Consider the following 23,657-nt stretch of genomic DNA (forward strand, 5'->3'; position numbering starts at 1 on the left):
GGCGCTGTCAGACGAAGCCGGCGTTGTCGTCGGCCAGGCGGCGGGCCTCGGCCATCACGCGTGCGATGGCCACGAGCACCGCGCCGAACAGGATGTGCAGGCCGTCGAACCACGCGAGGGTGATCGACACGAAGCGCTGCCCCGGCGGATTGCCGATGCTCAGCGCCATCGTCATCAGGCCGCGCGCCAGCGGAAGCAGCAGCGCCAGCAGCAGCACGGCCCAGGCAAAACGCACCAGCGCATCCTGGGCCACGGGGCCGAAGACCCGGCCATGCCCGTATTCGTCGAACAGCCGCCACAGCTGCCGCAGCGCGTACAGGCCGCCGCCCACGGGCAGCAGGCTGACGGCGGCGGTGCGCCAGCGCGCCGGGTCGTCCATCGGCAGGCTCGGCAGGCCGAGAAAATCGGCACCGCCGAACGGCCCCAGCCCCTGGTTGAACGCCAGCAGCATGACGGGCTGTGCCAGCAGCAGTGCGGCACCGGCCAGGATGAGCGCGTGCACGACCTGGGCGTGGCGCCGCAGGTAGAACGAAGAGGGTGCCATCGAGGCTGGCGTATGCTGCATGTTGGGGCCAATACTTAATGCAAGACGGCCAAAGTTTATCGTAAAACAGTAAATTCCAAAGAAAACGGAATCGCCTGCAGGAATGGCCAGGAAAAGCACCCACACCTCCGAAACACCCGCGACGCAACTGCTGCGCGCGAACAAGGTCGCCTTCACCGAGCACCCCTACGAATACCTCGAGCGCGGCGGCGCACAGCACAGCGCCGAGGTGCTGGGCCTCGACCCCTTCACCGTCGTCAAGACGCTGGTGATGCAGGACCAGGACGCCAGGCCGCTGATCGTGCTGATGCACGGCAACCGCACGGTGTCGACCAAGAACCTCGCGCGGCAGATCGGCGCCAAGTCGGTGGAGCCCTGCAAGCCGGACGTGGCGCAGCGCCACAGCGGCTACATGGTGGGAGGCACCTCGCCCTTCGGGACGCGGCGCGAGATGCCGGTCTACATCGAGTCGACCATCCTCGAACTGCCGAAGATCGCGATCAACGGCGGGCGGCGCGGCTACCTGGTGGGCATCGACCCGCAGGTGTGCGTGGCGCTGCTGGGGGCGAAGCCGGTGCAATGTGCGCTGGCAGAATAGCCGGCGCCATGAAGTCATCGCCCTCCGATTTCTTTCCTTCCCACTGCGCGGCCAATGAAGGCGGTGGGCCGACTTTCAAGGTCGGCTTCGAGAACGACAAGGAGCGGTGGACCGAGGTCTTCGATCTCTCCGCGCTGCTGTTCGAGACGCTGGCTGCACGCGGCTTCAAGCCGGTGCGCGAGCGCGACGGCTGGCTCCTGTTGCCGGGCGAAGGGCTCTGGCTGTGGCCGCAGATTGCGAGCTATCAGCCTGGCGACGACGGGAGCGTGCGCACTTCGACCACCATCGAGGTGGCGCATGCGAGCCTGCTGCCGGCCGGCACCTTCGAGTACCAGCATTCCTACGGCGACGACATCGCGGCATCGCTGACCCGGGGTTTCGATCTCTGGGCGCAGGTCGATCTGGTGGTGTTCAAGGACGCGCTGACGGTCGAGCTGGCCCATTGCACCTCGCTGCAGATGCAATGGGAACCCGAGAAGGGCCGAGGGCAGGGCCGGCGGCGGCGCGTGCTGTTCGGGCCGGTCGCGCACCAGGCCGAGCGGGAGGCCACCGAGGAAGAAGAGCATCCGTTCTGCCCCTGCTGCCTCTTCACCAACACCTGGGATGCCTACAAGCCGCAGATCGAAGCGGACGGCGTCCATGGCCTGCGCCTCTATGCGGCACGCGATGCGCAGGGCGGGGTGCAGGCCGATTGCCGCGTCAACGGCGAGGACTGGCCCGCCGGCGCGGAGGCCTTGCGTGCGTACGTGGCGCAATGGCCCGACCGCGGCTTCGAGTTCCGCAAGCAATACGTTGTGATCCAATCGCCGCCCGAGACCTGATTGCGGCACGCCGCCGTCGTCACCCAAGAAAAACAACCATCCCCGCGGAGCGCCGTCTTGAGCTTTCATTTGCCGTCCCTCATGGCCATCCTGGCCTCGTACCTGATCGGCTCGCTGTCCTTCGCGGTCATCGTGAGCAAGTCGCTCGGCATGGCCGACCCGCGCAGCTATGGCAGCGGCAACCCCGGTGCCACCAACGTGCTGCGTTCGGGCAACAAGGGCGCTGCGCTGGCCACCTTGCTGCTCGATGCGCTCAAGGGCTGGCTGCCGGTGTTCCTGATTCGCCTGTTCGGCGCGCAGTGGGGGCTGGACGAGGGCGTTGCCGCGCTGGCGGGGCTGGCGGCCTTCCTGGGCCATCTCTACCCGGTGTTCTTCGGCTTCCAGGGCGGCAAGGGCGTGGCCACCGCGGCGGGCGTGCTGGTGGGCATTGCGCCCTGGCTGGGGCTCGCCACCGGCGCCACCTGGCTGATCATCGCGGTCTTCTTCCGCTATTCGTCGCTGTCGTCGCTGGTGGCGGCTTTTTTTGCGCCGGCCTACTACCTGCTGGGCGGAAACATTGCGTGGCCGCTCCACCGCACGGTGCTGATTGCGATCATCATCATGAGTCTGCTGCTGATCTGGCGGCACCGCGAAAACATCCGCCGGCTCGCGGCCGGCACGGAGTCGAAACTCGGCTCGAAGAAAAAGGCTTGAACACCATGGCTTCCATCACCCGCTTCCACGTTGGCCCGCGCCTGTCCGAGACGGCCGTGCACAACGGCACCGTCTACCTCGCGGGCCAGGTGCCCGACGACACCACGCAGGACATCCGCGGCCAGACCACGCAGGTGCTGGCCATGGTCGATCGCCTGCTGGCCGAGGCCGGCAGCGACAAGTCGCGCATCCTCATGACGCAGATCTTCCTGGCCGACATCACCGACATCACGGCGATGAACGAGGTGTGGGATGCGTGGATTCCGGCCGGCAACACGCCGCCGCGCGCGACTGTGCAGGCCCAGATGGCCAATTCGGCCTACAAGATCGAGGTCGTGGTGACCGCCGCGCAGGCTTGACGATCAGTACCGCTTTTCCAGGACCATCTGGTCCGCGTCTCGGCGCATGGAGAAGCGGTTGATGAAGCTGTTGCCCAGCAGCACGAAGGGCATCGGTTCGGGCGACACGATGGCGTCGATGTCGTAGACCTCGACGTCGCCCACGCGCACCGACTGCAGCCGCAGCCGGTAGCCCGTCGTCACGCCGTTGGCGGTGCTCATCTGGACCCGCTGGGCCTTGCTGTAGTCAAGCCCGATGCGCTGTGCATCGGAGGCCGACAGCGCGATCGACGTGGCGCCCGTGTCGAGCATGAAGGTGACCGTGCGGCCGTTGATGGTGCCCTGCGTCATGTAGTGGCCGCGGCTGTCGGCCGGCAGCACGATGCGGCTGCCGCCACCGGAGCCGCCGCCATTGCCGCCGATGCTCACGGGCGTGTCCATGCGCAGCGTGACGCGCTTGCCTTCCGATTCGACCACCGCCTGCTCGGCCTGCAGYGACACCAGCTTCACGCCCTGGAAGCTCTCGCCGACCGCCACCGTCTTCGGCGGTGCGCCGTTGACGATCAGGATCGCGCGGTTGCCGATGGTGCCGGTGAGCATCACCGAGTTGGCTGCATGCGCCATCGCAACGGCAGCCAGGAGATGCGCTGCGACGACGAGGGTTTTCATGAAATCAGTCGCGGAAGTTGTTGAACGAGAGGGGCATGTCCGGCACGTCCTTCTTGATCAGTGCCATCGCGGCCTGGAGGTCGTCGCGCTTGGCGCCGGTGACGCGCACCGCATCGCCCTGGATCGCAGCCTGCACCTTGAGCTTGCTGTCCTTCAGCAGGCGGGTGATCTTCTTGGCCTGCTCGCTCTCGATGCCGCTCTTGACCTTGATGACCTGCTTGACCTTGTCGCCGCCCATCTTCTGGACGTCGCCCTTGTCGAGGAAGCGCACGTCGACGCTGCGCTTGGTGAGCTTGCTGCGAAGGATGTCCTCGACCTGCACGAGCTGGAACTCGGCGTCGCCGATCATCGTGATCTCCTTGTCCTTGAGCTCGACGGCGGCGGCGGTGCCCTTGAAATCGAAGCGCGTCGCGATTTCCTTGGCGGTGTTTTCGACCGCATTCTTCACTTCGGGCAGATTGGGCTCGCAGACGGTATCGAAAGACGGCATGGGCTCTCTCCTGATTTGACTTGTACTGGATGCGACAATTCTCCCATGATCGTGGAGCACAACGTCCCCCTGCAGCCGTACAACAGTTTCGGCATCGTCGCGCGCGCGCAGCGCCTGGCACGCATTGCGGACGAAGCCGACATCGCCGAGCTGCGCGCCGATCCCGAGTGGCAGAACGGTCCCCGCTTCGTGCTGGGCGGCGGCAGCAACATCGTGCTGACCGGCGACGTCAAGCCGCTGGTGCTCAAGGTGGAAATCAAGGGTTTGCGGCTGGTCGAGGAAACGCCGCGCGCCTGGATCGTCGAGGCCGGGGCGGGCGAAACCTGGCACGACGCGGTGCAGTGGATGCTGCAAAGCGGCTACCCGGGGCTGGAAAACCTGGCGCTGATCCCGGGCACGGTGGGCGGCTCGCCGGTGCAGAACATCGGTGCCTATGGCGTCGAGCTGCAGGACCGCTTCGAGTCGCTCGACGCGGTCGACCTGGACACCGGCCGCAGCTTCACGCTCGACGCCGCCCAGTGCGCCTTCGGCTACCGCGACTCGGTGTTCAAGCATGTGCGCAGCGGCCCGAACGACTTCGGCCTGGCGGGCCGGGCGCTGATCACCCGGGTGCGCTTCCGGCTGCCGAAGCCCTGGAAACCGGTGGTGGGCTACCTCGATCTGGAGCGCAAGATGGAAGAAACCGGCAACTTCACGCCGAGCGCCATCGACATCTTCGACTGGATCTGCGCCATCCGCCGCGCCAAGCTGCCCGACTGGCGCGTGCTGGGCAACGCCGGCAGCTTCTTCAAGAACCCGACGGTCACGCCCGAGCAGTGCGCCGACATCATCGCGCGCGACCCCAAGATCGTTCACTACCCGATGAACGACGGCAGCATCAAGCTCGCGGCCGGCTGGCTCATCGACGCCTGCGGCTGGAAGGGCAAGTCGGTGGGCAATGCCGGCGTCTACGAGAAGCAGGCGCTGGTGCTGGTCAACCGCGGCGGCACCGCCAACCCGGTGACGGGCGGCGAGGTGATGACACTGGCCAAGGCCATCCAGACCAGCGTGTACGAGCGCTTCGGCATCCGGCTGGAGCCCGAGCCGGTGGTGGTCTGATGGACCTCGACTTCCTTCACCTGAACTACCGGCGGCGCATTGCGGCGCTGGTGTGGGCGCAGCGCATCGTCATCGTGGCGGGCATCGCCTCGGTGTTCCTGGTTCCCGCCCGCTGGTGGGCGTCGGGGCTCCTGTTCCTGGCGGCCTTTGCCTTCTCGGTGGTGCTGGGCTGGATGGAAACCAGCCTGCGCCGGCAGTTCATCCGCGAGGCGCGGATGCCGCCGTTCCTGGTCGGCAAGCTGCGGGAAGCCCATCCGCAGCTCAGCCGGCGCGATGCCGAGCTGGTGCTGCGAGGCCTGCGCCAGTTTTTCATGGCGCACCTGCGCAGCGGCCGCAAGTTCGTCGGCATGCCTTCGAAAGTGGTCGACACCGCGTGGCACGAGTTCATCCTGCACACGCAGGGTTACCAGAACTGGTGCAAGGCCGCCTTCGGCCGCATGCTGCACCACAGCCCGGCCGAGGTGCTGGGCAAGGACCCGAAGCGCAACGACGGCCTGCGCCGCAGCTGGTACTGGTCGTGCAAGGAAGAGAGCATCGATCCGCGCAAGCCGGCACGCCTGCCGCTGCTGTTTGCGCTGGACATCAAGTTCGGCATTCCTGGGGGCTTCGAGTATGTGCCCGACTGCAAGGCGGTCGACCGGCACAACGGTTCGGACGCCCATTGCGGCAGCGGCTTCAGCGAGTCTTCGTCGGATGGCGGCAGCGCGGGCGATGCCGGTGGCTTCGGCGGCAGCGAATCAAGCAGCAGCAGCGATGGCGGGGGCGGGGATTCCTCCGGCGGCGACAGTGGCGGAGGCTGTGGCGGCGGCTGCGGCGGAGGCGGCGGCGACTGACCGACAGGCAGGTGCAACGCGCCGCAGTCGGCCAATTGGCTATTCGTAGTGAACGGTCCCCAAGCGCACATTGCGCGGCCACGGGCCGCGCTCCGAGGGGTCTTCGTCTTCCAGTCCGGCGGCCGCTTCCTCGAGCGCGACCCTGACGTCCTGGTATGTTGGCGGCAGCGCCGACCGGATGCGGCGCAGCGCCGGCGCATCGCATAGATCGGCGAGGGCGCCGACCGCTGTGGACCGAACATGCGGGTCGTCGTCCTCCAGGCTGCAAACCAGCAGCGGCAGCACTTTCGACGGTGTAAAAAAACTCAGGGCCCACACGACCCGTCTCCTGACGTACGGGGACTCGTCCTCCAGCAGCGCCTTCAGCGGCTTAATGGCCCGGTCGTTGGCGAGGGCCGCCAGAGCCAGGGCCGCTTCCGCGCGCACCTCCTCGTCTTCATCTTCGAGGAGCGCGATCAAGGCGGGCATCGCGCGCCGGTCAGGCAGTTCGCCCAGCGCCTGCGCAGCCGCCGCACGCAGTTGGCAATTCTCATCCTGGAGCAGGTCGACCAGAACGGGTATGGCCTCTTTGCCGCCTCGGCGCGCCAGTGCCTTCGCCAAGTCGCACCTGGCAAAGGGATCGCCATCGGGGGCGGCCAGACAGGCCAGCACCGCGGGCGGAATCGGGGCACTGTCCGCCAGCGCCAGGGACTTCGCAGCCGCTCTTTGAACATTCGGGTCCGGATCCTCCAGCCCCTCCAGAAGCAGCGCCGCACCGGCGGTGGCATCGATTTCAGCGATGGCTTCCAAGGCTGTTGCCCGGAAGTCGTCCACGTTGTCCTGCGCGGCCTGAATCAGGAAAGGGAGCGCACGCGGGTCTTTCAGGCAGCCCAGCGCGCTGCTTGCTGCTTCCCTGACATCGCTTTCGGCATCCTTCAAGGCCAGGCACAGCGGCTCCAGCGCTGCGCCGCACTCGGGGACTTCCGGGTCCAGAAGCCAGTACAGGCCTCGCGCCGCAGACGCTCTTGTCTCGGGATCGGGGTCTCGCAATGCAATGCACAACGCGGGCAGCGCCTTCAGGTCGTGGGTCTCACCCAGCGCGCACACGATTTCCACGCGAAGTGCCAGAGGCTGAGCCTCGTTCTGAAATGCATCGATCAGGTGTGCCGTTGCACGCTCATGCCTGAGGGCGCCCAGCGCGGAGGCGGTGCTGCACCGCACCTCCGTGTCCTGGTCGTTGTGAAGCCGGTCTGCCAGGGCATCGATGGCCTGGTGCGCATCCAGCGTCCCCAGGGCTCCAATGGCCTCCTTGCGCACGTCGGAGGCCTCATCTGCCAGCAGCGCCATCAGCCCGGGAATAGCGCCAGGGGACGAATATCGCAAGGCCCGGGCGGCGCCTTCCCTGACGCTGCCCGACGAATCGGACAGGGCCAGGACCAACGCATTCACGATCGCCGGTTCCTCGTTGGTTTCATATTCACCCAAAGCGCATGCGACAGCGCTTCGCACCTCGGCGTTCTCGTCTTCGAGTGCCCGGATCAAGTGATCCATCGCGCCTTCGGGTTTCAAGCCCTCCAGGGCCAGGACCGCACATCTCCGGACCTCTGGCGCCGGGTCGTTGTGCAAGCGATCTGTCAATGCCGTCACGGCGTCGCGCGACGGGTGGGCTTCGAGCGCAAGGACGACCGCCTTGCGTACGTCGGGGCTTGCATCGCCAAGGGCTGCGAGCAGCGCAGGAACAGCCTTGGAGGACATGCACGACAGTACCTCCGCTGCCGCCGCTCTCACCGGCGAGTCCGGGTCATCTGCCAGCGCACCGAACAGGGCGGCCAACAGCTGCGGGCTTTCTTCCGCCTTGTAGCTCGCGAGCGCATGAACGGCGCTCGCCCTGATGTAGGGAGCCGGGTCCTTCATCGCCTCCAGCAAGGGTGGGACGAACGCCGGACAAGGCGCATGCTCCAGACTGACACGGGCGTGCCTGTCATCGGGATCCTGGCCTCTCAAGGCATGAATGAGCGCTTCGATCTCCGTGATGGGGGTTGCGCGGTTTTCCAAGATGATTCTTTTTTGCTGCTGTCTTGCTGGCGCCAGCATATCGCCAGCACGCCGCACAAATGACAACGGGCCCCTCGGGCCCGTTCGTCGTTGGAGGCGCGTTCGCCTACTTGCTTTCGTCGTCGTTCGCCAGCTTGGGCAGCGAAGCGCCCTGGCTCGCCGACAGCAGGCCGGTGCGGGTGTAGATCGCGAGCTTCTCGCGCGTGTCGACGATGTCCAGGTTGCGCATCGTCAGCTGGCCGATGCGGTCCAGCGGCGTGAACGCGCCCTCGACCTTTTCCATGCTCAGGCGCTCGGGCTTGTAGGTGAGGTTGGGCGACTCGGTGTTGAGGATCGAGTAGTCGTTGCCGCGGCGCAGCTCGACCGTCACCTCGCCGGTGATGGCGCGCGCCACCCAGCGCTGTGCCGTCTCGCGCAGCATGATGGCCTGCGGGTCGAACCAGCGGCCCTGGTAGAGCAGGCGGCCGAGCTTGCGGCCGTGGTCGCGGTATTGTTCGATGGTGTCTTCGTTGTGGATGCCGGTGATGAGGCGCTCGTAGGCGATGAACAGCAGCGCGAGGCCCGGGGCTTCGTAGATGCCGCGGCTCTTGGCCTCGATGATGCGGTTCTCGATCTGGTCGCTCATGCCCAGGCCGTGGCGGCCGCCGATGCGGTTGGCTTCGAGGATCAGCTCGACCAGGCTGGTGAAGCTCACGCCGTTCAGGGCAACCGGCACGCCTTCCTCGAAACGAACGGTGACCTGCTCGCGCTTGACCTCGACTTCGTCCTTCCAGAATGCGACGCCCATGATGGGCTGCACGATCTGCATGCCGCTGTTCAGGTGCTCGAGGTCTTTGGCCTCATGCGTGGCGCCGAGCATGTTCGAGTCGGTCGAGTAGGCCTTCTCGGCTGACATCTTGTAGGCGAAGCCGGCCTTCTGCATGAAGGCCGACATTTCGGCGCGGCCGCCGAGCTCGTCGATGAAGACCTGGTCGAGCCAGGGCTTGTAGATCTTCAGCGCGGGGTTGGTGAGCAGGCCGTAGCGGTAGAAGCGCTCGATGTCGTTGCCCTTGTAGGTGCTGCCGTCGCCCCAGATGTTGACGTCGTCATCCTTCATGGCCGACACCAGCATGGTGCCGGTCACCGCGCGGCCCAGCGGCGTGGTGTTGAAGTAGGTGACGCCCGCGGTGGTGACGTGGAAGGCGCCGGCCTGCAGGGCGGCGATGCCTTCGTTGGCGAGCTGCGAGCGGCAGTCGATCAGGCGGGCGTTCTCGGCGCCGTAGAGCATCGCCTTGCGCGGGATCTCGTCGTAGTCGGGCTCGTCGGGCTGGCCGAGGTTGGCGGTGTAGGCGTAGGGAATGGCGCCCTTGTTGCGCATCCAGTGGAGCGCCGCGCTGGTGTCCAGGCCGCCGGAGAAGGCAATGCCGACCTTCTGGCCGGCGGGAACGTTTTGGAGAATGGTCGACATGTGGGGGTCCCGGGTTCAGCCGAAGTGGCAGATGTAGCTGTAGGGCTCGCCGGTCACCCGGATCTGGAAGCTCGAGTTGCCCGGCACGTTGAATTTCTGGCCTGGGCCCGAAGCCACCCATTCGCTGGTACCCGACAACAGGTATTCGCAGCTGCCGGCGGTGCCTTCCATGATTTCAGGCGCGCCGGTGTTGAAGGTGAGGGTGGACGGCAGGATCACGCCGACCGATTTCTTGGTGCCGTCTGCGAGCGTGAGGCTGTGGCTCACGCACTTGCCGTCGAAATACACATTGGCCTTGGTGGCCACTGCGGCGCTGTTGAGAGTGTCGGTAGTCGTCGTCATTGGGTGGCGCCGGCGCCTTGGCGTTCGGCTTTTCGAGGACGCACCGCACCGGCGGCGCACCCGTCAGGGTTTGGAAAAGTCCTCGATTTTAGGGGCTCGGCCGCCCCCCGCCGCTCAGCGGTGCCAGCCGCCGTACCCGCGATAGCCGTATCCGCCGTATCCGCGGCCGTAGTAGCCGCCACCCCAGCCCCGCGAGTAGCCCAGGTTCAGCGAGATGCCGACCGGCGGATAGACGTAGGGCTGCGCATACGGGTAGGTGTAGGCAGGCTGCACGTAGACCGGCGGCGCATAGACCGGCGCCGGTTGCACGTAGACCGGGGCCGGGGCGTTGGAGATCACCACGCCGGGCTCGGGCACCACGTTGTCCCAGGGCGAGCCGCTCGGCCCCTGGCCCTGGTATTGGTACTGGTACTGGTTGGGGTACTGGTACTGCTGGCCGTTGTCGGCCTCCACCGGGTACGGCTGCAGCTGCGATTGGGGCGCGACCGGCGCGGTCGTCACGCCGTAGGCGCTGGCCTGGACCGCGATGGTGGCGCCCGGCCGGCTGTTGGTGCGGGTCGTGTACTGGCGGCCGTTGTATTCGTAGGTGACGTTGTAGCTGACGTCGCTGCCGGTCGTTTCGCGGATCGGCGTGGCGGAAATCACCCGGGCCTGGACATACTGGGACTGCTGGGCATGCACGAGGCCGGCGCCTGCTGCCAGCGTGCCGGCCACGGAAAGCCCCGCAAGGGCGCGAAAAACGTGTCTGTTCATGGTGTTCTCTCCTGCAGATCGGGGTTGGAGGCCGGCTGGCGGGACGGGTTCCGGGGTTTACACGGCGTTCACAGCCCAGGCTTCGGCGTCGAACCCTGTCGTAACGCCGGTTTTTGCCCCCCAGTTGACCACCGGCCGCTTGATCAGGCTGGGGTTGGCCAGCAGCACGGCGCGGGCCGAGGCGGCATCGACCACGGCGTTCTGGGTGGCTTCGTCGAGCTTGCGCCAGGTGGTGCCCCGGCGGTTGACCAGCGCCTCCCAGCCCGGCTTCTTCAGCCATTGGTCGAGCTCGGCTTCGGGCACGCCCTGTTTCTTGAAATCGTGGAAGGCGTAGGCCACGCCGTGGTCGTCGAGCCAGGCGCGGGCGCGCTTGACGGTGTCGCAGTTGGGGATGCCGTACAGGTATAGGGTTGTCATGGCCGCCATGATGCCGCGAGCGGCGGGTCGGCGACAATGCCGGCCTCCATGGAAACCCTGAACGACTGGCTCGCGCGCGCCGAGCAACTCCACCCCAAGAACATCGAGCTGGGCCTCGAACGCGCCAAAGAGATGGCCGAACGCATGAACCTGCGTTTCGGCTGCCCGGTCATCACCGTGGCGGGCACCAACGGCAAGGGCTCGACCTGCGCCATGCTCGAATCGATCCTGACGCATGCGGGCTACCGCACGGCCGTGTTCACCTCGCCGCACCTGGTGCACTTCGAGGAGCGGCTGCGCCTCCAGGGCGAATCGGTCGATGCTTCCAAATTAATAGCAAGCTTCGAGGCTGTGGAGGCGGCGCGCGGCGACCTGAGCCTGACCTACTTCGAGTTCACCACGCTCGGCATCCTGCATTGCATGATCGCGGAGAAGCCCGATGTGGCGATCCTCGAAGTCGGCCTGGGCGGCCGGCTCGATGCGGTCAACATCATCGACACCGATTGCGCGGTCATCACCAGCATCGATCTCGACCACATGGAATACCTCGGGCCGGACCGCGAAAGCATCGGCTTCGAAAAGGCCGGCATCCTGCGCCCCGGCAAGCCCGCCATCGTGAGCGACCCGATGCCGCCGCAGAGCGTGATCGCCCACGCCGGCGCCATCGGCGCCGACCTCTGGCGCTTCGGGCACGACTTCAACGTGTCGGGCGACAAGCAGCAGTGGGGCTGGTCGGGGCGCGGCAGGCGCTACAGCGGACTGGCCTATCCGGCGCTGCGCGGCGCCAACCAGCTCATCAATGCCGCGGGCGTGCTCGCGGCGCTCGAGGCCCTGCGGCCGCAGCTGCCGATCACGGCGCAGGCCGTGCGCAACGGGCTCGCGATGGTCGAGCTGCCGGGCCGCTTCCAGATCGTGCCCGGCGAACCCGCGCTGGTGCTCGACGTGGCGCACAACGCGCATGCGGTCGCCGCGCTGGCCGAGAACCTCGACGCGATGGGTTTCTTCCCGACGACGCATGGCGTGTTCGGCGTCATGGCCGACAAGGACCTCGCACCGATCCTTGCGCGCATCGGCCCGATGATCGACCGCTGGTACTTCACCGATCTGCCCACGCCGCGTGCCGCCAAGGCGGCCGATCTGCTGGCCAGCTGGCAGGCGCAGAACACGCGCGCCGATGCCTCCGGCAGCGTGCATGCAGGACCGATGGAGGCGTTGCGCGCAGCCATCGAGCACGCGGACCCCGCTGATAGAATCGTGGTCTTCGGATCGTTCTTCACCGTGGGTGGCGTGCTCGAAAACGGCACTCCCCGGCTGCAAGCCAAACACCTGTCGCCGGGCGGCTGACCGTCGGGTCGCCCGCACCATCTGGCATCACCTCGCTGCACTCCTTCAGGGATCGAACTTCATGGCGTTTTTCAAGTTCCGCACGCGCGGCCCACAAGGCAACGAAGGACGCAACGCCCCGGCGGCCGTCCCGGCGGAAAGTGTCGAAACCATGCGTCGGCGAGCGCGCCATCGCCTGCTTGGCGCCGCAGTGCTGGTGCTGTTGGGCGTGATCGGATTCCCGCTGCTGTTCGATACGCAGCCGCGTCCCGTGTCGGTCGACATCCCCATCGAGATTCCCGACCGCAACAAGGTCAAGCCATTGCCCGTACCCACCGTACCCGCCGCGCCGGCACCTGCAACGAGCAGCGCGCCGGCCACGTCCGACGGCAGCTCCCGCGTTGCTGCGGCCTCGTCGGGCGGCGGCATGATCACCGAGACCGCTGACGGCACCGTGATCGACCCCGGCAAGCCGGTGGTCAGCACGACGCCCGCCGCCGAGCCCAAGCCCGCGCCGGAACCCAAGCCGGAGCGCAAGCCGGAGCCGAAACCCGAGCCCAAGCCAAAGCCGGAACCCAAGCCCGAGGCCAAGCCGGAGCCCAAACCCAAGCCGGAAGCCAAACCGGAGCCCAAGCCCAAGCCGGAACCCAAGCCCGCCGCAGCAGACGATGGCGCCCGTGCCCGCGCGCTTCTCGACGGCAAGCCGCCGGCCGCCGCCGCCACGCCCAAGCCGGCCGCCGCCGATGACGCCGGTCGCTTCATCGTGCAGGTGGGCGCCTTTGCCGACGCCGACAAGGCGCGCGAAGTGCGCCAGAAGCTCGAAAAGGCCGGTCTCAAGACCTATGTACACGTTGCCAAGACGGCCGATGGCGAGCGCACGCGTGTGCGTGTCGGTCCGTTCGGTTCGCGCGCCGAGGCGGACAAGGCCGCGGAAAAGGTCAAGGGCTTGTCTTTGTCGGCCGCGATCCTCACCTTGTAAGCGCCTCGCCTGTTTGCCGTGGCCCTGCTCGACTGGATCGCTATTGCGCTCATCGTGGTGTCGATGCTGTTCGGCCTGGTGCGCGGACTGGTGTTCGAAGTGATTTCGCTGGTGGGCTGGGTGGCTGCATTCATCGCCGCCCAGTGGCTGGCCTCCGGTGTCGCGGCATGGTTGCCGTTCGGGGACCCGCAAGCGACGTGGCGTTACCCGTTGGCCTTCGTGCTGGTGTTCGTGGCGGTGGCGTTCGGCGTGGGGCTGGTGGCAGCGCTCACGTGCAAGCTGATCGCCGCCGTGGGCCTGCGGCCCGTGGACCGGATTCTGGGAGCTGCCTTCGGTGCGGCGCGGGGCGCAGTGGCCCTGCTCGTGCTGGCAGTCGTTGTTCATTTGCTGGTGTTGAGCGACAGTGCCTGGTGGCATGAATCGCGCAGCGCCATTGTTCTCGATGCGGCATTGCAGGGCCTGAAACCCGCGCTGCCCGAAAAGTTGGCAAGCTACCTGCCCTGAGCCTGAGAGGAATCGTTCATGTGTGGAATCGTCGGCGTTGTCAGCAACGCACCCGTCAACCAGTTGCTCTATGACGCACTGCTGCTGCTGCAGCATCGCGGCCAGGATGCGGCCGGCATCGTGACCCTGCTGGAACGCAAGTTCTTCATGCACAAGGCCAAGGGCATGGTGCGCGACGTGTTCCGCACCCGCAACATGCGCGCGCTGCCGGGCAGCGTGGGCCTGGGCCAGGTGCGCTATCCGACGGCCGGCAATGCCTACAGCGAAGAAGAGGCGCAGCCCTTCTACGTGAACGCGCCTTTCGGCATCGTGCTGGTGCACAACGGCAACCTGACCAACGCGCATGCGCTGCGCGCTGAGCTGTTCTCCACCGACCACCGCCACACCAACACCGAGAGCGATTCGGAAGTGCTGCTCAACGTGCTGGCGCACGAACTGGAGCGCTCGTCGCGCGGCGTGCCGCTGCATCCGGCCGAGGTGTTCGCCGCGGTCAAGAACATGCACAAGCGCCTGCGCGGTTCGTACGCCGTGGTCGCGCTGATCGCCGGCCATGGCCTGCTTGCCTTCCGCGATCCGTACGGCATCCGTCCGCTGTCCATGGGCCGCAGCGCCGACGGCACCGTGATGGTGGCCAGCGAATCGGTCGCGCTCGAAGGCTCGGGCCATGTGTTCGAGCGCAACATCGATCCGGGCGAAGCGGTGTTCGTCGACCTGGAGGGCAAGGTGCATTCGATGCAGTGCGCCGAGTCGCCGACGCTGAACCCCTGCATCTTCGAATTCGTCTACCTGGCACGGCCCGACTCGGTGCTCGACGGCATCTCGGTCTACCAAGCGCGCCTGAACCTGGGCGAGACGCTGGCCAAGCGCGTGGTGTCCACCGTGCCGCCGAACCAGATCGACGTGATCATCCCGATTCCCGAATCGAGCCGCCCGAGCGCCACGCAGCTCGCGCACCTGCTGGGCGTGCCGTACCGCGAAGGCTTCGTGAAGAACCGCTACGTGGGCCGCACCTTCATCATGCCGGGGCAGGGCGTGCGCAAGAAGTCGGTGCGCCAGAAACTCAACGTGATCGCGAGCGAGTTCAAGGGCCGCAACGTGCTGCTGGTCGACGACTCCATCGTGCGCGGCACCACCAGCCGCGAAATCGTGCAGATGGCGCGCGATGCCGGCGCCCGCAAGGTCTACCTTGCCAGCGCCGCGCCGCCGGTGCGCTACCCCAACGTCTACGGCATCGACATGCCGACCAAGGACGAGCTGGTGGCACACGACCGCACCATCGAAGAGATCCGCGAACTGATCGGCTGCGACGCGCTGATCTACCAGGACGTCGATGCCATGAAGCGCGCCATCGGTTCGCTCAACCCGAAGCTCAATGGCTTCGATGCCTCGTGCTTCGACGGCGTGTACGTGACCGGCGACATCGACACCGAAGCCATCTCGCGCATGAACGGCAACCGACCGCGTGTCGAGGAAACCGAAGAAGACTCTTCGCGCCTCGCGCTCCCCAACCACAGCGAGTGAGGGTCGAAGTGACCGACGAACGAACCCTGCCGCCCGGACTGCACCGCGACACGCTCGCGCTGCGCACCGGGTTGGCGCCCAGCCAGCACGGCGAGCACTCCGAAGCGCTGTTCCTGACCAGCGGCTTCGTGCAGCCCGACGCTGAGACCTCGGCCCGCCGCTTTGCCGGCACCGAGCAAGGCTTTACCTACTCACGCACCTCCAACCCGACGGTGACCAGCTTCGAGCAGCGCTTGGCCGCGCTCGAAGGCACCGAAGCGGCCATCGGCGCTTCCACCGGCATGGGCGCGATCCTCATGATGTGCATGGGTCTGCTCAAGGCCGGCGACCATGTGATCTGCTCGCGCTCGGTGTTCGGCTCCACGCTGAACCTGTTCGGCAAGGAGTTCGCCAAGTTCGGCGTGGAGACCACCTTTGTCTCGCAGACCGACGTGGCCGAGTGGCGCGCGGCGATCAAGCCAAACACCAAGCTGCTGTTCGCCGAGACGCCAACCAATCCGCTCACGGAAGTCTGCGACATCAAGGCGCTCGCCGACTTGGCGCACGGTGCGGGCGCGCTGCTTGCGGTCGACAACTGCTTCTGCACGCCCGTGCTGCAGCGGCCGGCCGAACTCGGCGCCGACCTCATCATTCATTCCGGCACCAAGTACCTCGACGGCCAAGGCCGCGTGATGGCTGGTGCGATCTGCGGTCCGTCGAAGCTCATCGTCGATGTGTTCGGCCCGATCGTGCGCACTGCCGGCATGGCGCTGTCACCGTTCAATGCATGGGTCGTGCTCAAGGGCCTGGAAACTCTCGGCATCCGGATGAAGGCGCAGTGCGCGAATGCGCTGGCCGTGGCGCAGTGGCTCGAGCAACAGCCGGGCATCGCGCGCGTCTACTACCCGGGCCTCGCTTCGCATGGGCAGCACGAGCTCGCGATGCGCCAGCAGTCGGGGCAGGGCGGAGCAGTGGTGTCGTTCGACGTGGTCGGCGACACGCCGGAAGCGGCACGCGCCAACGCCTTCCACGTGATCAACAGCACGCGCGTGGTGAGCATTGCCACCAACCTCGGCGACACCAAGACCATCATCACGCACCCCGGCACGACCTCGCACGGCCGCCTCACCGAAGTGCAGCGCCAGGCGGCAGGCATCAGCCAGGGGCTGATCCGCGTTGCGGTCGGCCTCGAGTACATCGACGACATCACGGCCGACTTGCAGCGCGGCCTGAGCACCCTGAAATCCTGAATCGAGTTTCATGACCGGCAAAGTTCGCACCCGCATCGCTCCGTCTCCCACCGGCTTTCTTCACCTGGGCACGGCCCGCACCGCGCTCTATTCGTGGGCCTATGCGCGCCACCACGGCGGCGAGTTCGTGCTGCGCATCGAGGACACCGACGTGGCCYGCTCCACGCAGGACTCGACCGACCAGATCCTCGCCTCGATGCACTGGCTCGGCCTCGACTACGACGAAGGCCCGATCTACCAGATGCAGCGCCTCGAGCGCTACCGCGAAGTGATTGCGCAGATGCTCGCGGCCGGCGCCGCCTACCACTGCTACTGCACGCCGGCCGAGCTCGACGAGATGCGTGAAGCCCAGCGCGCACGCGGCGAGAAGACCCTGTACGACCGCCGCTGGCGTCCCGAGCCGGGCAAGGTGCTGCCGCCCGTGCCCGAAGGCGTGCCGCCGGTGGTGCGCTTCTGCAATCCGCCCGAAGGCGACGTGACGTGGAACGACCTCGTCAAGGGCGAGATCACCATCAACAACCGCGAGATCGACGACCTCATCATCCTGCGGCCCGACGGTGTGCCCACCTACAACTTCGCGGTGGTGGTCGACGACTGGGACATGAACATCACGCACGTGTTCCGCGGCGACGAGCACATCAACAACACGCCGTGGCAGATCAACATCTTCCGCGCGCTCGGTGCACCGCTGCCCGCGTTCGGCCATGTACCGGTGATCCTGGGCGACGACGGCCAGAAGCTTTCCAAGCGCCGCGGCGCCGTGAGTGTCACGGCCTATGAAGAGAACGGCTACCTGCCCGAAGCGATGCTGAACTACCTCGCGCGCCTCGGCTGGAGCCATGGCGACGACGAACTTTTCACCAGCGAACAGATGGTGAGCTGGTTCGACGGTTCGCACCTGTCGAAGAGCCCCGCGCAATGGGACGCCGCGAAGCTGGCCTGGGTCAACGCGCAGTACATCAAGGCCAAGGCCGACGATGCGCTCGCACCGCTCGTGGCTGCGCAGCTGAAGAAGCGCGGCATCGAAGCCGACGATCGCCTCCCCGCGATCTGTGCATTGTTCAAGGACCGTTGCGAGACCACCGTCGCGTTGGCCGACTGGGCTGCAGCGTTCTACGCCGACGTGACCGTGAGCGAAGCTGATCGCGCACAACACATCACCGATGCAGTGAAGCCCGTCATCGCAACGCTGGCTGAAAAGCTGGAGAGCGTGACCTGGGAGAAAACTTCGATTGCTGCGTGCATCAAGGAAGTTCTGGCTGCACATTCTGTGAAAATGCCTGTGTTGGCCATGCCGGTTCGCGTCCTCGTGATGGGAACGCCGCAGACGCCATCCCTCGATTCGGTGCTCGCAATTTTTTCTCGCGAAAAAGTTATGGAGCGTTTGAAAAGGGCCTGATTTTTCGGTCTATAATTCGAGGCTCGACACCCACACGGGGGTATAGCTCAGCTGGGAGAGCGCTTGCATGGCATGCAAGAGGTCATCGGTTCGATCCCGTTTACCTCCACCATCAAAGTGTCGAGAAGAGAAGAAGTGCTGATCGCAGCACGGTTCCTAAGGTTTTGACCCTATCGTCTAGAGGCCTAGGACACCACCCTTTCACGGTGGCTACCGGGGTTCGAATCCCCGTAGGGTCGCCAGTTTCATGCAAGTGAAGCAGGCACAAGTCGTCAGCACTTGGCTCCGCAAGGAGTGAACGTTGTCTACCAGGAGTGGTAGTTCAGTTGGTTAGAATACCGGCCTGTCACGCCGGGGGTCGCGGGTTCGAGTCCCGTCCACTCCGCCAGTATTTGGAGATTTCTCCAGCAAAAAAGCCACCTTCGGGTGGCTTTTTTGTTTTCTGGCCATGGTTCCAGCGTCAGTCCGGTACAGCTCGAGAAGCTTGGGGCGGTGTCCACGATACTGGCAGCAGCCCGCCCCTCATGACAAAGGTCAGGCGCCTTCCAAATCACCCTCCACATGCGAACTCTTATCCCCGCATCACTTGCAGCCGCGTTCCTCTTGTCGGGTTGCGCGTCCACCACGGTTGCCACGACAGGCCGTCAGCTCGAGGCGCCGCTATGTCAAGCGGGACAGCCGTCGATCCCGACCATCGTCTACTGGGGCACAAAGTGGCGCCCCGATCAAAAGGAACCGGTGCTTCGCGAGGCAGCCGCGCTGCGCGGAATCCAAGCCTTCGTTCGCCGTGCGGATTGCCTCTCGGTCGTGGCCGTTGATCGCCTCACCAGCGAGCAAGTGACGTCGTCCAACGAAGAACTCACACGCCTGGCGTCAAACTTCAATCCAAAACCCGAACGTGTTCTGCTCATTGTGGTGCGCGAGCTAGGCCCAAGACTCCTCATCGGACTGCCTGCCATTGTGGAAGGAGGCACCGAGGTGCTCATCGACGTCATTGTCCTCAAGGCCACGACATCAGAGTCTCTGGCAACTGCGCAAACCTTGTGGAGAAATGGCGGCACATTCGTCATCAAGGGCGTCAAGACACTCGACCAAGACATGAGCGAAGCATTGAGCTCCACGCTCATGCTCGAAAAGGTTGCCGAGTGAAGAGGGCGCCGTAGAGGGGCGGGGCCTTCGGGTGCTTTGCACCGGCGTGCTATCCCATCATCGCCGCCGCCGCCTTGATGGCCTCGCGGATGCGGCCGTAGGTGCCGCAACGGCAGACGTTCTCGATGGCGTCGATGTCGGCGTCGGTCGGGGTCCGGGTTCGCCTCAGCAGGTCGACGGCCGCCATGATCTGCCCCGGCTGGCAGAAGCCGCATTGCGGCACGTCGAGGTTCATCCAGGCCTGCTGCACCGGATGCAGCGTGTTGCCGTTGGCCAGGCCCTCGATCGTCGTCACCTGCCGGCCGCGCACGTCGGCCACGCGGGTCGAGCACACGGTCACCGCCTTGCCGTCCACATGGCAGGTGCAGGCCTTGCACACGTTGATGCCGCAACCGTACTTCGGGCCGGTGATGCCGAGCTTGTCGCGCAGCACCCACAGCAGCGCCATGTCGTCGGGCGCCTCGACGGCGACGTCGACGCCGTTCACCTTGAAAGTTTGTACAGGCATGGCGGGGCTCCTCAGGCGGGGACCGGCACGGTGACCGGCGTGGGCAGCTTGCCCGGGGGGATGGGGGTGAAGTCGACCGGGAAGTTCAATGGGAAGCTGCGCGGCTTCCGACCGGTGGCACGCGCATAGGCGTTGGCGATCGCGCCCGAGCTGGCCGACAGGCCCACCTCGCCCAGGCCGCCGATCGCCTCGCCGCTGCTGGGCGGCATGATGATGATCTTCACGTCCTTCGGGTAGTTCTTCATCCGCGCGAAGTGGTACTGCGAGTAGCTGCCTTCCAGCGGCAAGCCGTTCTGGATGTGCAGGCCGGCCGTCAGCACGATGGAGATCGATTCGCACAGGCCGCCCTGCATCTGCGCCTCGATGCCCGAGGGGTTGATGGGCGTGCCGACGTCGATCGCGATCGTGGCGCGCGTCACCTTGGTGTCGGTCGGCACCCGCGCGTCGATCTCGACGATGCAGGCCGTGAAGGACTTCGACTCCTGGTGCACGCCCACGCCCTGCGCAAAGCCCGCCGGCATGGCCTTGCCCCATTGCGCCGCCTCGGCCACCGCCTTCAGCACCGCGCGTGCGCGTGGCAGGCGCAAGTATTCGAGGCGGAAGGTGACCGGGTCCTTGCGCAACGCCCTGGCCATCTCGTCGACCAGGATCTCTTCCACCAGGCGCGAGGGCTGGATGTGCACCGAACGGTAGGAGCAGGTGTTGATGTCCATCGCCACCGGCGTCAGCAGCTTGGTGGTGACGCCGAAGTTGTACGGCGAGGCGACCATGGTCTTGAACATGACCTGCTCGATGGCGAAGTTGCCCACCGTCTGCGGAAAGCCGTTGGGCAGCGCGATGGCCGCGGCGCCCAGCATCTCGCCGAAGCCGTGGCGCGTATCGAGCCGCACTCCGGCGATGCGCTGCTCGAAAGCGATGACCTGGCCCAGCAGCATCGTGGCGCGCGCCCGATGGAACATGGGCGGGCGCACGCGGCCGTGGCGCATGTCGTCGGTGCGGTGGTACATCAGGCGGCAGGGTCGGCCCAACGCCTTGGAGATCTGCACGGCTTGCAGCGTCGCGTCCCAGAACAGCCGGCGCCCGAAGGAGCCGCCCGAGGGCACGGCATGCACCTTGACCTTGTCCAGCGGCAAGCCCAGATCGGCTGCCACTGCCTGCTGCGTGACGATCGGGCTCTGCAGGCCGGACCAGACTTCGGCCCGGTCGGCGCGCACGTCGGCGATGGCGCACTCCGTTTCCATCGGGCAATGCGAGACCGCCGCGAACTCGAACTCGCCCTCGACCGTCAGCGCGCCCAGCGGCGGCAGCAGGAAGGGCAGCAGCGCGGATTTCAGCTTCTGCTGGATGCTGGCGTTGGACTCGCCGGCGACCGCGCTTGCGGTCCAGGTGACGTCGAGCGCATTCACCGCGGCCCAGGCCTGCCCGAATGTCTCGGCCATCACCGCCACGCCGGGCGGCGTRGGCACGATGCCGTTCGTGGCGGGAATCGGCGCGATGCCGAGAACGCCCGGCATGCCCATCACCGCGGTCGTGTTGTTGATGCGCACGAACTGGCCGTTGATGGTCGGTGGCCGGCACACCATGGTCGGCTTCGCGTCGGGCACGGCCTGGTCGAGCGTGAACTTCTTGCGTCCGGTCACGATGTCCAGCGCGTCGAGCCGCGTCACGCGCTGGCCGACCACCGCGTTCGCGGAGCCCGTGGGCAGCCCGCCCAAACCGCCGAGCAACGGCATGCCCGCATGCAATGAACGCACGCTCGACGAGCCCCCGGTGAGCTGGTTGAAGAACAGCTCGGGGCTGGCGTCGGCGGAGCCGACCTCGATCGCGTTCAGCGGCAGGCCCAGCTTGTCGGCCAGCATCATCGCGGCGGCGGTGGCGATGCCCTGGCCCGATTCGAAGCGCGGAAGCTCCAGCCGGACGCGGCCGTTCGCGACGTTGCTGACCTTGACCAGCGGCATGGTCGGCAGTGCCGTCACCGTCACCGCATCGCCGATGTCGATCAGGTCGGTCGTGTCGGGTGGCGTCATCGGCAGTATCGCGGCCTGGGCCGAGGAGGGGGCCGCCAGCCCGCCGAGTCCCGCGGCGGCCGAAATCAACGGCGCGGAGGCCGCGTATCCCAGCAGGTTGCGCCGGCGCATGCCGGGCGGTTCGTCATGAGATGGCGCATGCGTGGGGCCCGCGCCGGAATCCGGATGTTCCATCCTTGTCTCCTGTCTTCTGGTTGTGGCGAACAGGAGTCAATATGTCATGATCGCGGCGCCAAAAATGTCGTTTCAGAGACATTACTTACGGGCGTGTTCGCCGGCCTCCCCCCGCAGGCCCGGCGCGCACGGAGGAGCGAGCAAGCAACTGGCGAGCGAGGGAAGCACGTATGTCGTCGAAGGCCATGGAGACCATGCTCCGCGAGAGCTTGTGGGCGCAGACCCTGACGGCCGAGGAGCTCGACCGCGTTGTGCGCGAGTCGCACGAGCGCGAGGTGCCGGCTGCCGGCTTCGTCATGCGCCAGGGCGAGCCGGCCGATCTCTGGTTCGGCGTCATCGAAGGCCTCGTGAAGATGTCGGTCTCGCAGGCCGATGGCCGCGTCTCCACTTTCACCGGCGTGACCTCCGGCGGCTGGGCCGGCGAAGGCTCGCTGCTGAATCCCGGCCCGTGGCGTTACGACGGCGTGGCCATGCGCCCGACGCGCGTGGCCTGCGTGCCGCGCCACACCTTCGAGCGCCTGGTGTCGACGAACCTCGATTTCAATCGCTTCCTTCTGTCGCACATCAACGCTCGCCTGAGCCTGTTCATCGGGCTCATGGAGTTCGACCGCTTGCTGGGCCCCGATGCGCGCGTCGCACGCTGCCTGGCCAGCCTGTTCGACCCGATCCTCTATCCGCAGGCGAGCAGCTTCGTGCGCCTGAGCCAGGACGAGATCGGCCTGTTGTCCGCGGTCTCTCGCCAGCGCGCCAACAGGGCACTGCATGAGCTCGAGCGTGCGGGCTTGCTGCGGGTGGAGCATGGTGGCGTCGAGGTGCTCGACCTTGGAGGTTTGCGCAGCTATCTTGGGGAGTAAGCATCGCGATACCCGTTGCCGGGATCCAAGCTGTTCTTCGGTCCGCCTAACCCCAAGGAAGAGGTGTCGCAGGCCGTTATTGGTTATACATAGTAACCATTTGAGCGGCGCCGAATCTTGCCTCGGCTTGGGTTCGCAGGCACCATGCCGGCATGGAGAAGACCCAGGTCCTGGCGACAACGATCGAGATGGCACGCGCAGGCCTCGGCTTCACGCCGGCAGATGCGCTCGACCGCATTGCAGAACTCATCGCCGAAGAGGACGCGGAAAGCCCGTTCTACGACAGCAGGGTTGAAAGACTTCTTCGTCTCGGGGCCTGCATCTGGAGCTTGAGGCGCGACATCGTGGCGACGAGGTAGGGGCCCCGGAGGAAGCCACCGAGTGGCCCGCTCCGTGGTCACCGCAATCCTCAGTATGCCGCGCGAGACTCGGGCTCGATCGTCGGTGGCGAGCCGCTGAAATCGGCGGCAAGCTTCCGTGCCGCGCCTGCATACAGCAGCACGTCGACACCGACCGCGACGAAGGTGCAACCCAGTTCCAGGTACCGGCGCGCCAGCTTCTGATCCGATGTCAGCGTGCCCGCAGCCTTCCCGGACGCCACGATGGTTCGCATGGCGGTTTCGATCGCGGCTTGAACCTCCGGGTGCCCGGGCCGGCCCCGGTGGCCCATCGACGCGGCCAGATCGGCCGGGCCGATGAAGACGCCATCGATGCCGTCCACGTCGCAGATCTCCGCCAGGTTGGAGAGTGCTGTCACGGTTTCCGCCTGGACCAGCAAGCAGACCTCTTCGTCGGCGACCTCCAGGTAGTCGCTGCGCGCGCTCCACTGCGACGCGCGGCCCACGGCGCTGCCGACTCCGCGTATGCCCAGCGGCGGATAGCGTGTGGCCGACACCAGCGCCCTGGCCTGTTC

26 protein-coding genes and 3 tRNA genes are annotated in these 23,657 nt (G+C 66.4%); 18 read left to right on the forward strand and 11 right to left on the reverse strand.

The window, feature by feature from the left end:
- Positions 1–7: 7 nt before the first annotated feature.
- A complete protein-coding gene (locus tag AC1DXX_RS14660) occupies positions 8–544 on the reverse strand; it encodes a DUF2975 domain-containing protein (RefSeq protein ID WP_478134930.1) in 537 nt (178 codons plus the stop codon).
- 103 nt (positions 545–647) lie between these two features.
- Here AC1DXX_RS14660 and AC1DXX_RS14665 point away from each other — a divergent pair, with 103 nt between their 5' ends.
- Genes AC1DXX_RS14665 through AC1DXX_RS14680 form a run of 4 tightly spaced genes read left to right on the forward strand, consistent with a single transcriptional unit; the run spans position 648 to position 3,015 of the window.
- Positions 648–1,142, forward strand: a complete 495-nt coding sequence (locus AC1DXX_RS14665) for an aminoacyl-tRNA deacylase (RefSeq protein ID WP_478134931.1) — start codon at positions 648–650, stop codon at positions 1,140–1,142.
- Positions 1,143–1,150: 8 nt separating this feature from the next.
- Positions 1,151–1,963 (forward strand): DUF6348 family protein, encoded by an 813-nt coding sequence (locus AC1DXX_RS14670; RefSeq protein ID WP_478134932.1) that lies wholly within the window; start codon positions 1,151–1,153, stop codon positions 1,961–1,963.
- Between the two features lie 57 nt (positions 1,964–2,020).
- Entirely contained in the window at positions 2,021–2,656 is a 636-nt protein-coding gene (gene plsY, locus AC1DXX_RS14675) for a glycerol-3-phosphate 1-O-acyltransferase PlsY (protein WP_478134933.1), read from the forward strand.
- A 5-nt stretch (positions 2,657–2,661) separates the two neighbouring features.
- Complete coding sequence (locus AC1DXX_RS14680) at positions 2,662–3,015, forward strand: RidA family protein (RefSeq protein WP_478134934.1); 354 nt, start codon at positions 2,662–2,664, stop codon at positions 3,013–3,015.
- 3 nt (positions 3,016–3,018) lie between these two features.
- On the opposite strand, the gene AC1DXX_RS14685 is transcribed toward AC1DXX_RS14680, so the two are convergent.
- Together AC1DXX_RS14685 and AC1DXX_RS14690 are read right to left on the reverse strand one after the other, a co-directional pair.
- On the reverse strand, positions 3,019–3,663 hold the full coding sequence (locus AC1DXX_RS14685) for a retropepsin-like aspartic protease family protein (RefSeq protein WP_478134935.1): 645 nt from the start codon (positions 3,661–3,663) through the stop codon (positions 3,019–3,021).
- 4 nt (positions 3,664–3,667) lie between these two features.
- Complete coding sequence (locus tag AC1DXX_RS14690) at positions 3,668–4,153, reverse strand: YajQ family cyclic di-GMP-binding protein (protein WP_478134936.1); 486 nt, start codon at positions 4,151–4,153, stop codon at positions 3,668–3,670.
- Positions 4,154–4,198: 45 nt separating this feature from the next.
- On the opposite strand from AC1DXX_RS14690, the gene murB reads away from it, so the two are divergent.
- Together murB and AC1DXX_RS14700 are read left to right on the forward strand one after the other, a co-directional pair.
- Positions 4,199–5,251, forward strand: coding sequence for a UDP-N-acetylmuramate dehydrogenase (gene murB, locus AC1DXX_RS14695; RefSeq protein WP_478134937.1), 1,053 nt, complete (start codon positions 4,199–4,201; stop codon positions 5,249–5,251).
- Positions 5,251–6,084 carry a glycine-rich domain-containing protein gene (locus AC1DXX_RS14700; protein ID WP_478134938.1) on the forward strand — a complete coding sequence of 278 codons (834 nt, stop codon included), beginning with the start codon at positions 5,251–5,253 and terminating at the stop codon, positions 6,082–6,084. The genes murB and AC1DXX_RS14700 overlap by 1 nt, the downstream gene beginning before the upstream one ends.
- Positions 6,085–6,123: 39 nt before the next feature.
- On the opposite strand, the gene AC1DXX_RS14705 is transcribed toward AC1DXX_RS14700, so the two are convergent.
- The 5 genes from AC1DXX_RS14705 to AC1DXX_RS14725 form a co-directional block, all read right to left on the reverse strand.
- On the reverse strand, positions 6,124–8,118 hold the full coding sequence (locus tag AC1DXX_RS14705; protein ID WP_478134939.1) for a HEAT repeat domain-containing protein: 1,995 nt from the start codon (positions 8,116–8,118) through the stop codon (positions 6,124–6,126).
- A 106-nt stretch (positions 8,119–8,224) separates the two neighbouring features.
- Positions 8,225–9,565, reverse strand: coding sequence for an argininosuccinate synthase (gene argG / locus AC1DXX_RS14710; RefSeq protein WP_478134940.1), 1,341 nt, complete (start codon positions 9,563–9,565; stop codon positions 8,225–8,227).
- Between the two features lie 15 nt (positions 9,566–9,580).
- Complete coding sequence (ppnP, locus tag AC1DXX_RS14715; protein ID WP_257860622.1) at positions 9,581–9,907, reverse strand: pyrimidine/purine nucleoside phosphorylase; 327 nt, start codon at positions 9,905–9,907, stop codon at positions 9,581–9,583.
- Positions 9,908–10,021: 114 nt separating this feature from the next.
- Entirely contained in the window at positions 10,022–10,660 is a 639-nt protein-coding gene (locus AC1DXX_RS14720) for a hypothetical protein (protein ID WP_478134941.1), read from the reverse strand.
- A gap of 57 nt (positions 10,661–10,717) precedes the next feature.
- Positions 10,718–11,077 carry an ArsC family reductase gene (locus tag AC1DXX_RS14725; protein WP_478134942.1) on the reverse strand — a complete coding sequence of 120 codons (360 nt, stop codon included), beginning with the start codon at positions 11,075–11,077 and terminating at the stop codon, positions 10,718–10,720.
- 36 nt (positions 11,078–11,113) lie between these two features.
- Here AC1DXX_RS14725 and folC point away from each other — a divergent pair, with 36 nt between their 5' ends.
- The 10 genes from folC (at position 11,114) to AC1DXX_RS14775 (ending at position 19,181) form a co-directional block, all read left to right on the forward strand.
- Positions 11,114–12,421: a bifunctional tetrahydrofolate synthase/dihydrofolate synthase gene (gene folC, locus AC1DXX_RS14730; RefSeq protein ID WP_478134943.1), complete on the forward strand. Its 1,308-nt coding sequence runs from the start codon at positions 11,114–11,116 to the stop codon at positions 12,419–12,421.
- 61 nt (positions 12,422–12,482) lie between these two features.
- Positions 12,483–13,379: an SPOR domain-containing protein gene (locus AC1DXX_RS14735; RefSeq protein ID WP_478134944.1), complete on the forward strand. Its 897-nt coding sequence runs from the start codon at positions 12,483–12,485 to the stop codon at positions 13,377–13,379.
- An 18-nt stretch (positions 13,380–13,397) separates the two neighbouring features.
- Entirely contained in the window at positions 13,398–13,883 is a 486-nt protein-coding gene (locus AC1DXX_RS14740) for a CvpA family protein (RefSeq protein ID WP_478134945.1), read from the forward strand.
- 18 nt (positions 13,884–13,901) lie between these two features.
- Positions 13,902–15,404 carry an amidophosphoribosyltransferase gene (purF, locus tag AC1DXX_RS14745; RefSeq protein WP_478134946.1) on the forward strand — a complete coding sequence of 501 codons (1,503 nt, stop codon included), beginning with the start codon at positions 13,902–13,904 and terminating at the stop codon, positions 15,402–15,404.
- An 8-nt stretch (positions 15,405–15,412) separates the two neighbouring features.
- A complete protein-coding gene (locus AC1DXX_RS14750; protein ID WP_478134947.1) occupies positions 15,413–16,633 on the forward strand; it encodes an O-succinylhomoserine sulfhydrylase in 1,221 nt (406 codons plus the stop codon).
- 10 nt (positions 16,634–16,643) lie between these two features.
- A complete protein-coding gene (gltX, locus tag AC1DXX_RS14755) occupies positions 16,644–18,032 on the forward strand; it encodes a glutamate--tRNA ligase (RefSeq protein WP_478134948.1) in 1,389 nt (462 codons plus the stop codon).
- A gap of 36 nt (positions 18,033–18,068) precedes the next feature.
- Positions 18,069–18,144, forward strand: a tRNA-Ala gene (locus AC1DXX_RS14760).
- 54 nt (positions 18,145–18,198) lie between these two features.
- Positions 18,199–18,274 (forward strand) — tRNA-Glu (locus AC1DXX_RS14765).
- Between the two features lie 69 nt (positions 18,275–18,343).
- Positions 18,344–18,420: transfer RNA gene (locus AC1DXX_RS14770), tRNA-Asp, on the forward strand.
- A 173-nt stretch (positions 18,421–18,593) separates the two neighbouring features.
- Complete coding sequence (locus AC1DXX_RS14775; RefSeq protein ID WP_478134949.1) at positions 18,594–19,181, forward strand: YgdI/YgdR family lipoprotein; 588 nt, start codon at positions 18,594–18,596, stop codon at positions 19,179–19,181.
- Between the two features lie 49 nt (positions 19,182–19,230).
- Here the strand turns inward: AC1DXX_RS14775 and AC1DXX_RS14780 are convergent, their stop codons facing one another.
- Complete coding sequence (locus AC1DXX_RS14780; protein ID WP_478134950.1) at positions 19,231–19,689, reverse strand: (2Fe-2S)-binding protein; 459 nt, start codon at positions 19,687–19,689, stop codon at positions 19,231–19,233.
- 11 nt (positions 19,690–19,700) lie between these two features.
- Entirely contained in the window at positions 19,701–21,890 is a 2,190-nt protein-coding gene (locus AC1DXX_RS14785; RefSeq protein ID WP_478134951.1) for a xanthine dehydrogenase family protein molybdopterin-binding subunit, read from the reverse strand.
- Between the two features lie 170 nt (positions 21,891–22,060).
- On the opposite strand from AC1DXX_RS14785, the gene AC1DXX_RS14790 reads away from it, so the two are divergent.
- Together AC1DXX_RS14790 and AC1DXX_RS14795 are read left to right on the forward strand one after the other, a co-directional pair.
- Entirely contained in the window at positions 22,061–22,744 is a 684-nt protein-coding gene (locus AC1DXX_RS14790) for a Crp/Fnr family transcriptional regulator (protein ID WP_478134952.1), read from the forward strand.
- Between the two features lie 152 nt (positions 22,745–22,896).
- The gene (locus AC1DXX_RS14795) at positions 22,897–23,103 is read left to right on the forward strand and encodes a hypothetical protein (protein ID WP_478134953.1); all 207 of its coding nucleotides are present in this window, start codon (positions 22,897–22,899) and stop codon (positions 23,101–23,103) included.
- A 50-nt stretch (positions 23,104–23,153) separates the two neighbouring features.
- On the opposite strand, the gene AC1DXX_RS14800 is transcribed toward AC1DXX_RS14795, so the two are convergent.
- Positions 23,154–23,657 (reverse strand): aldolase/citrate lyase family protein (locus AC1DXX_RS14800; RefSeq protein ID WP_478134954.1); only part of this gene is annotated, 504 nt, incomplete at its 5' end.

The organism is Variovorax sp. P4_B10, from assembly GCF_056402375.1.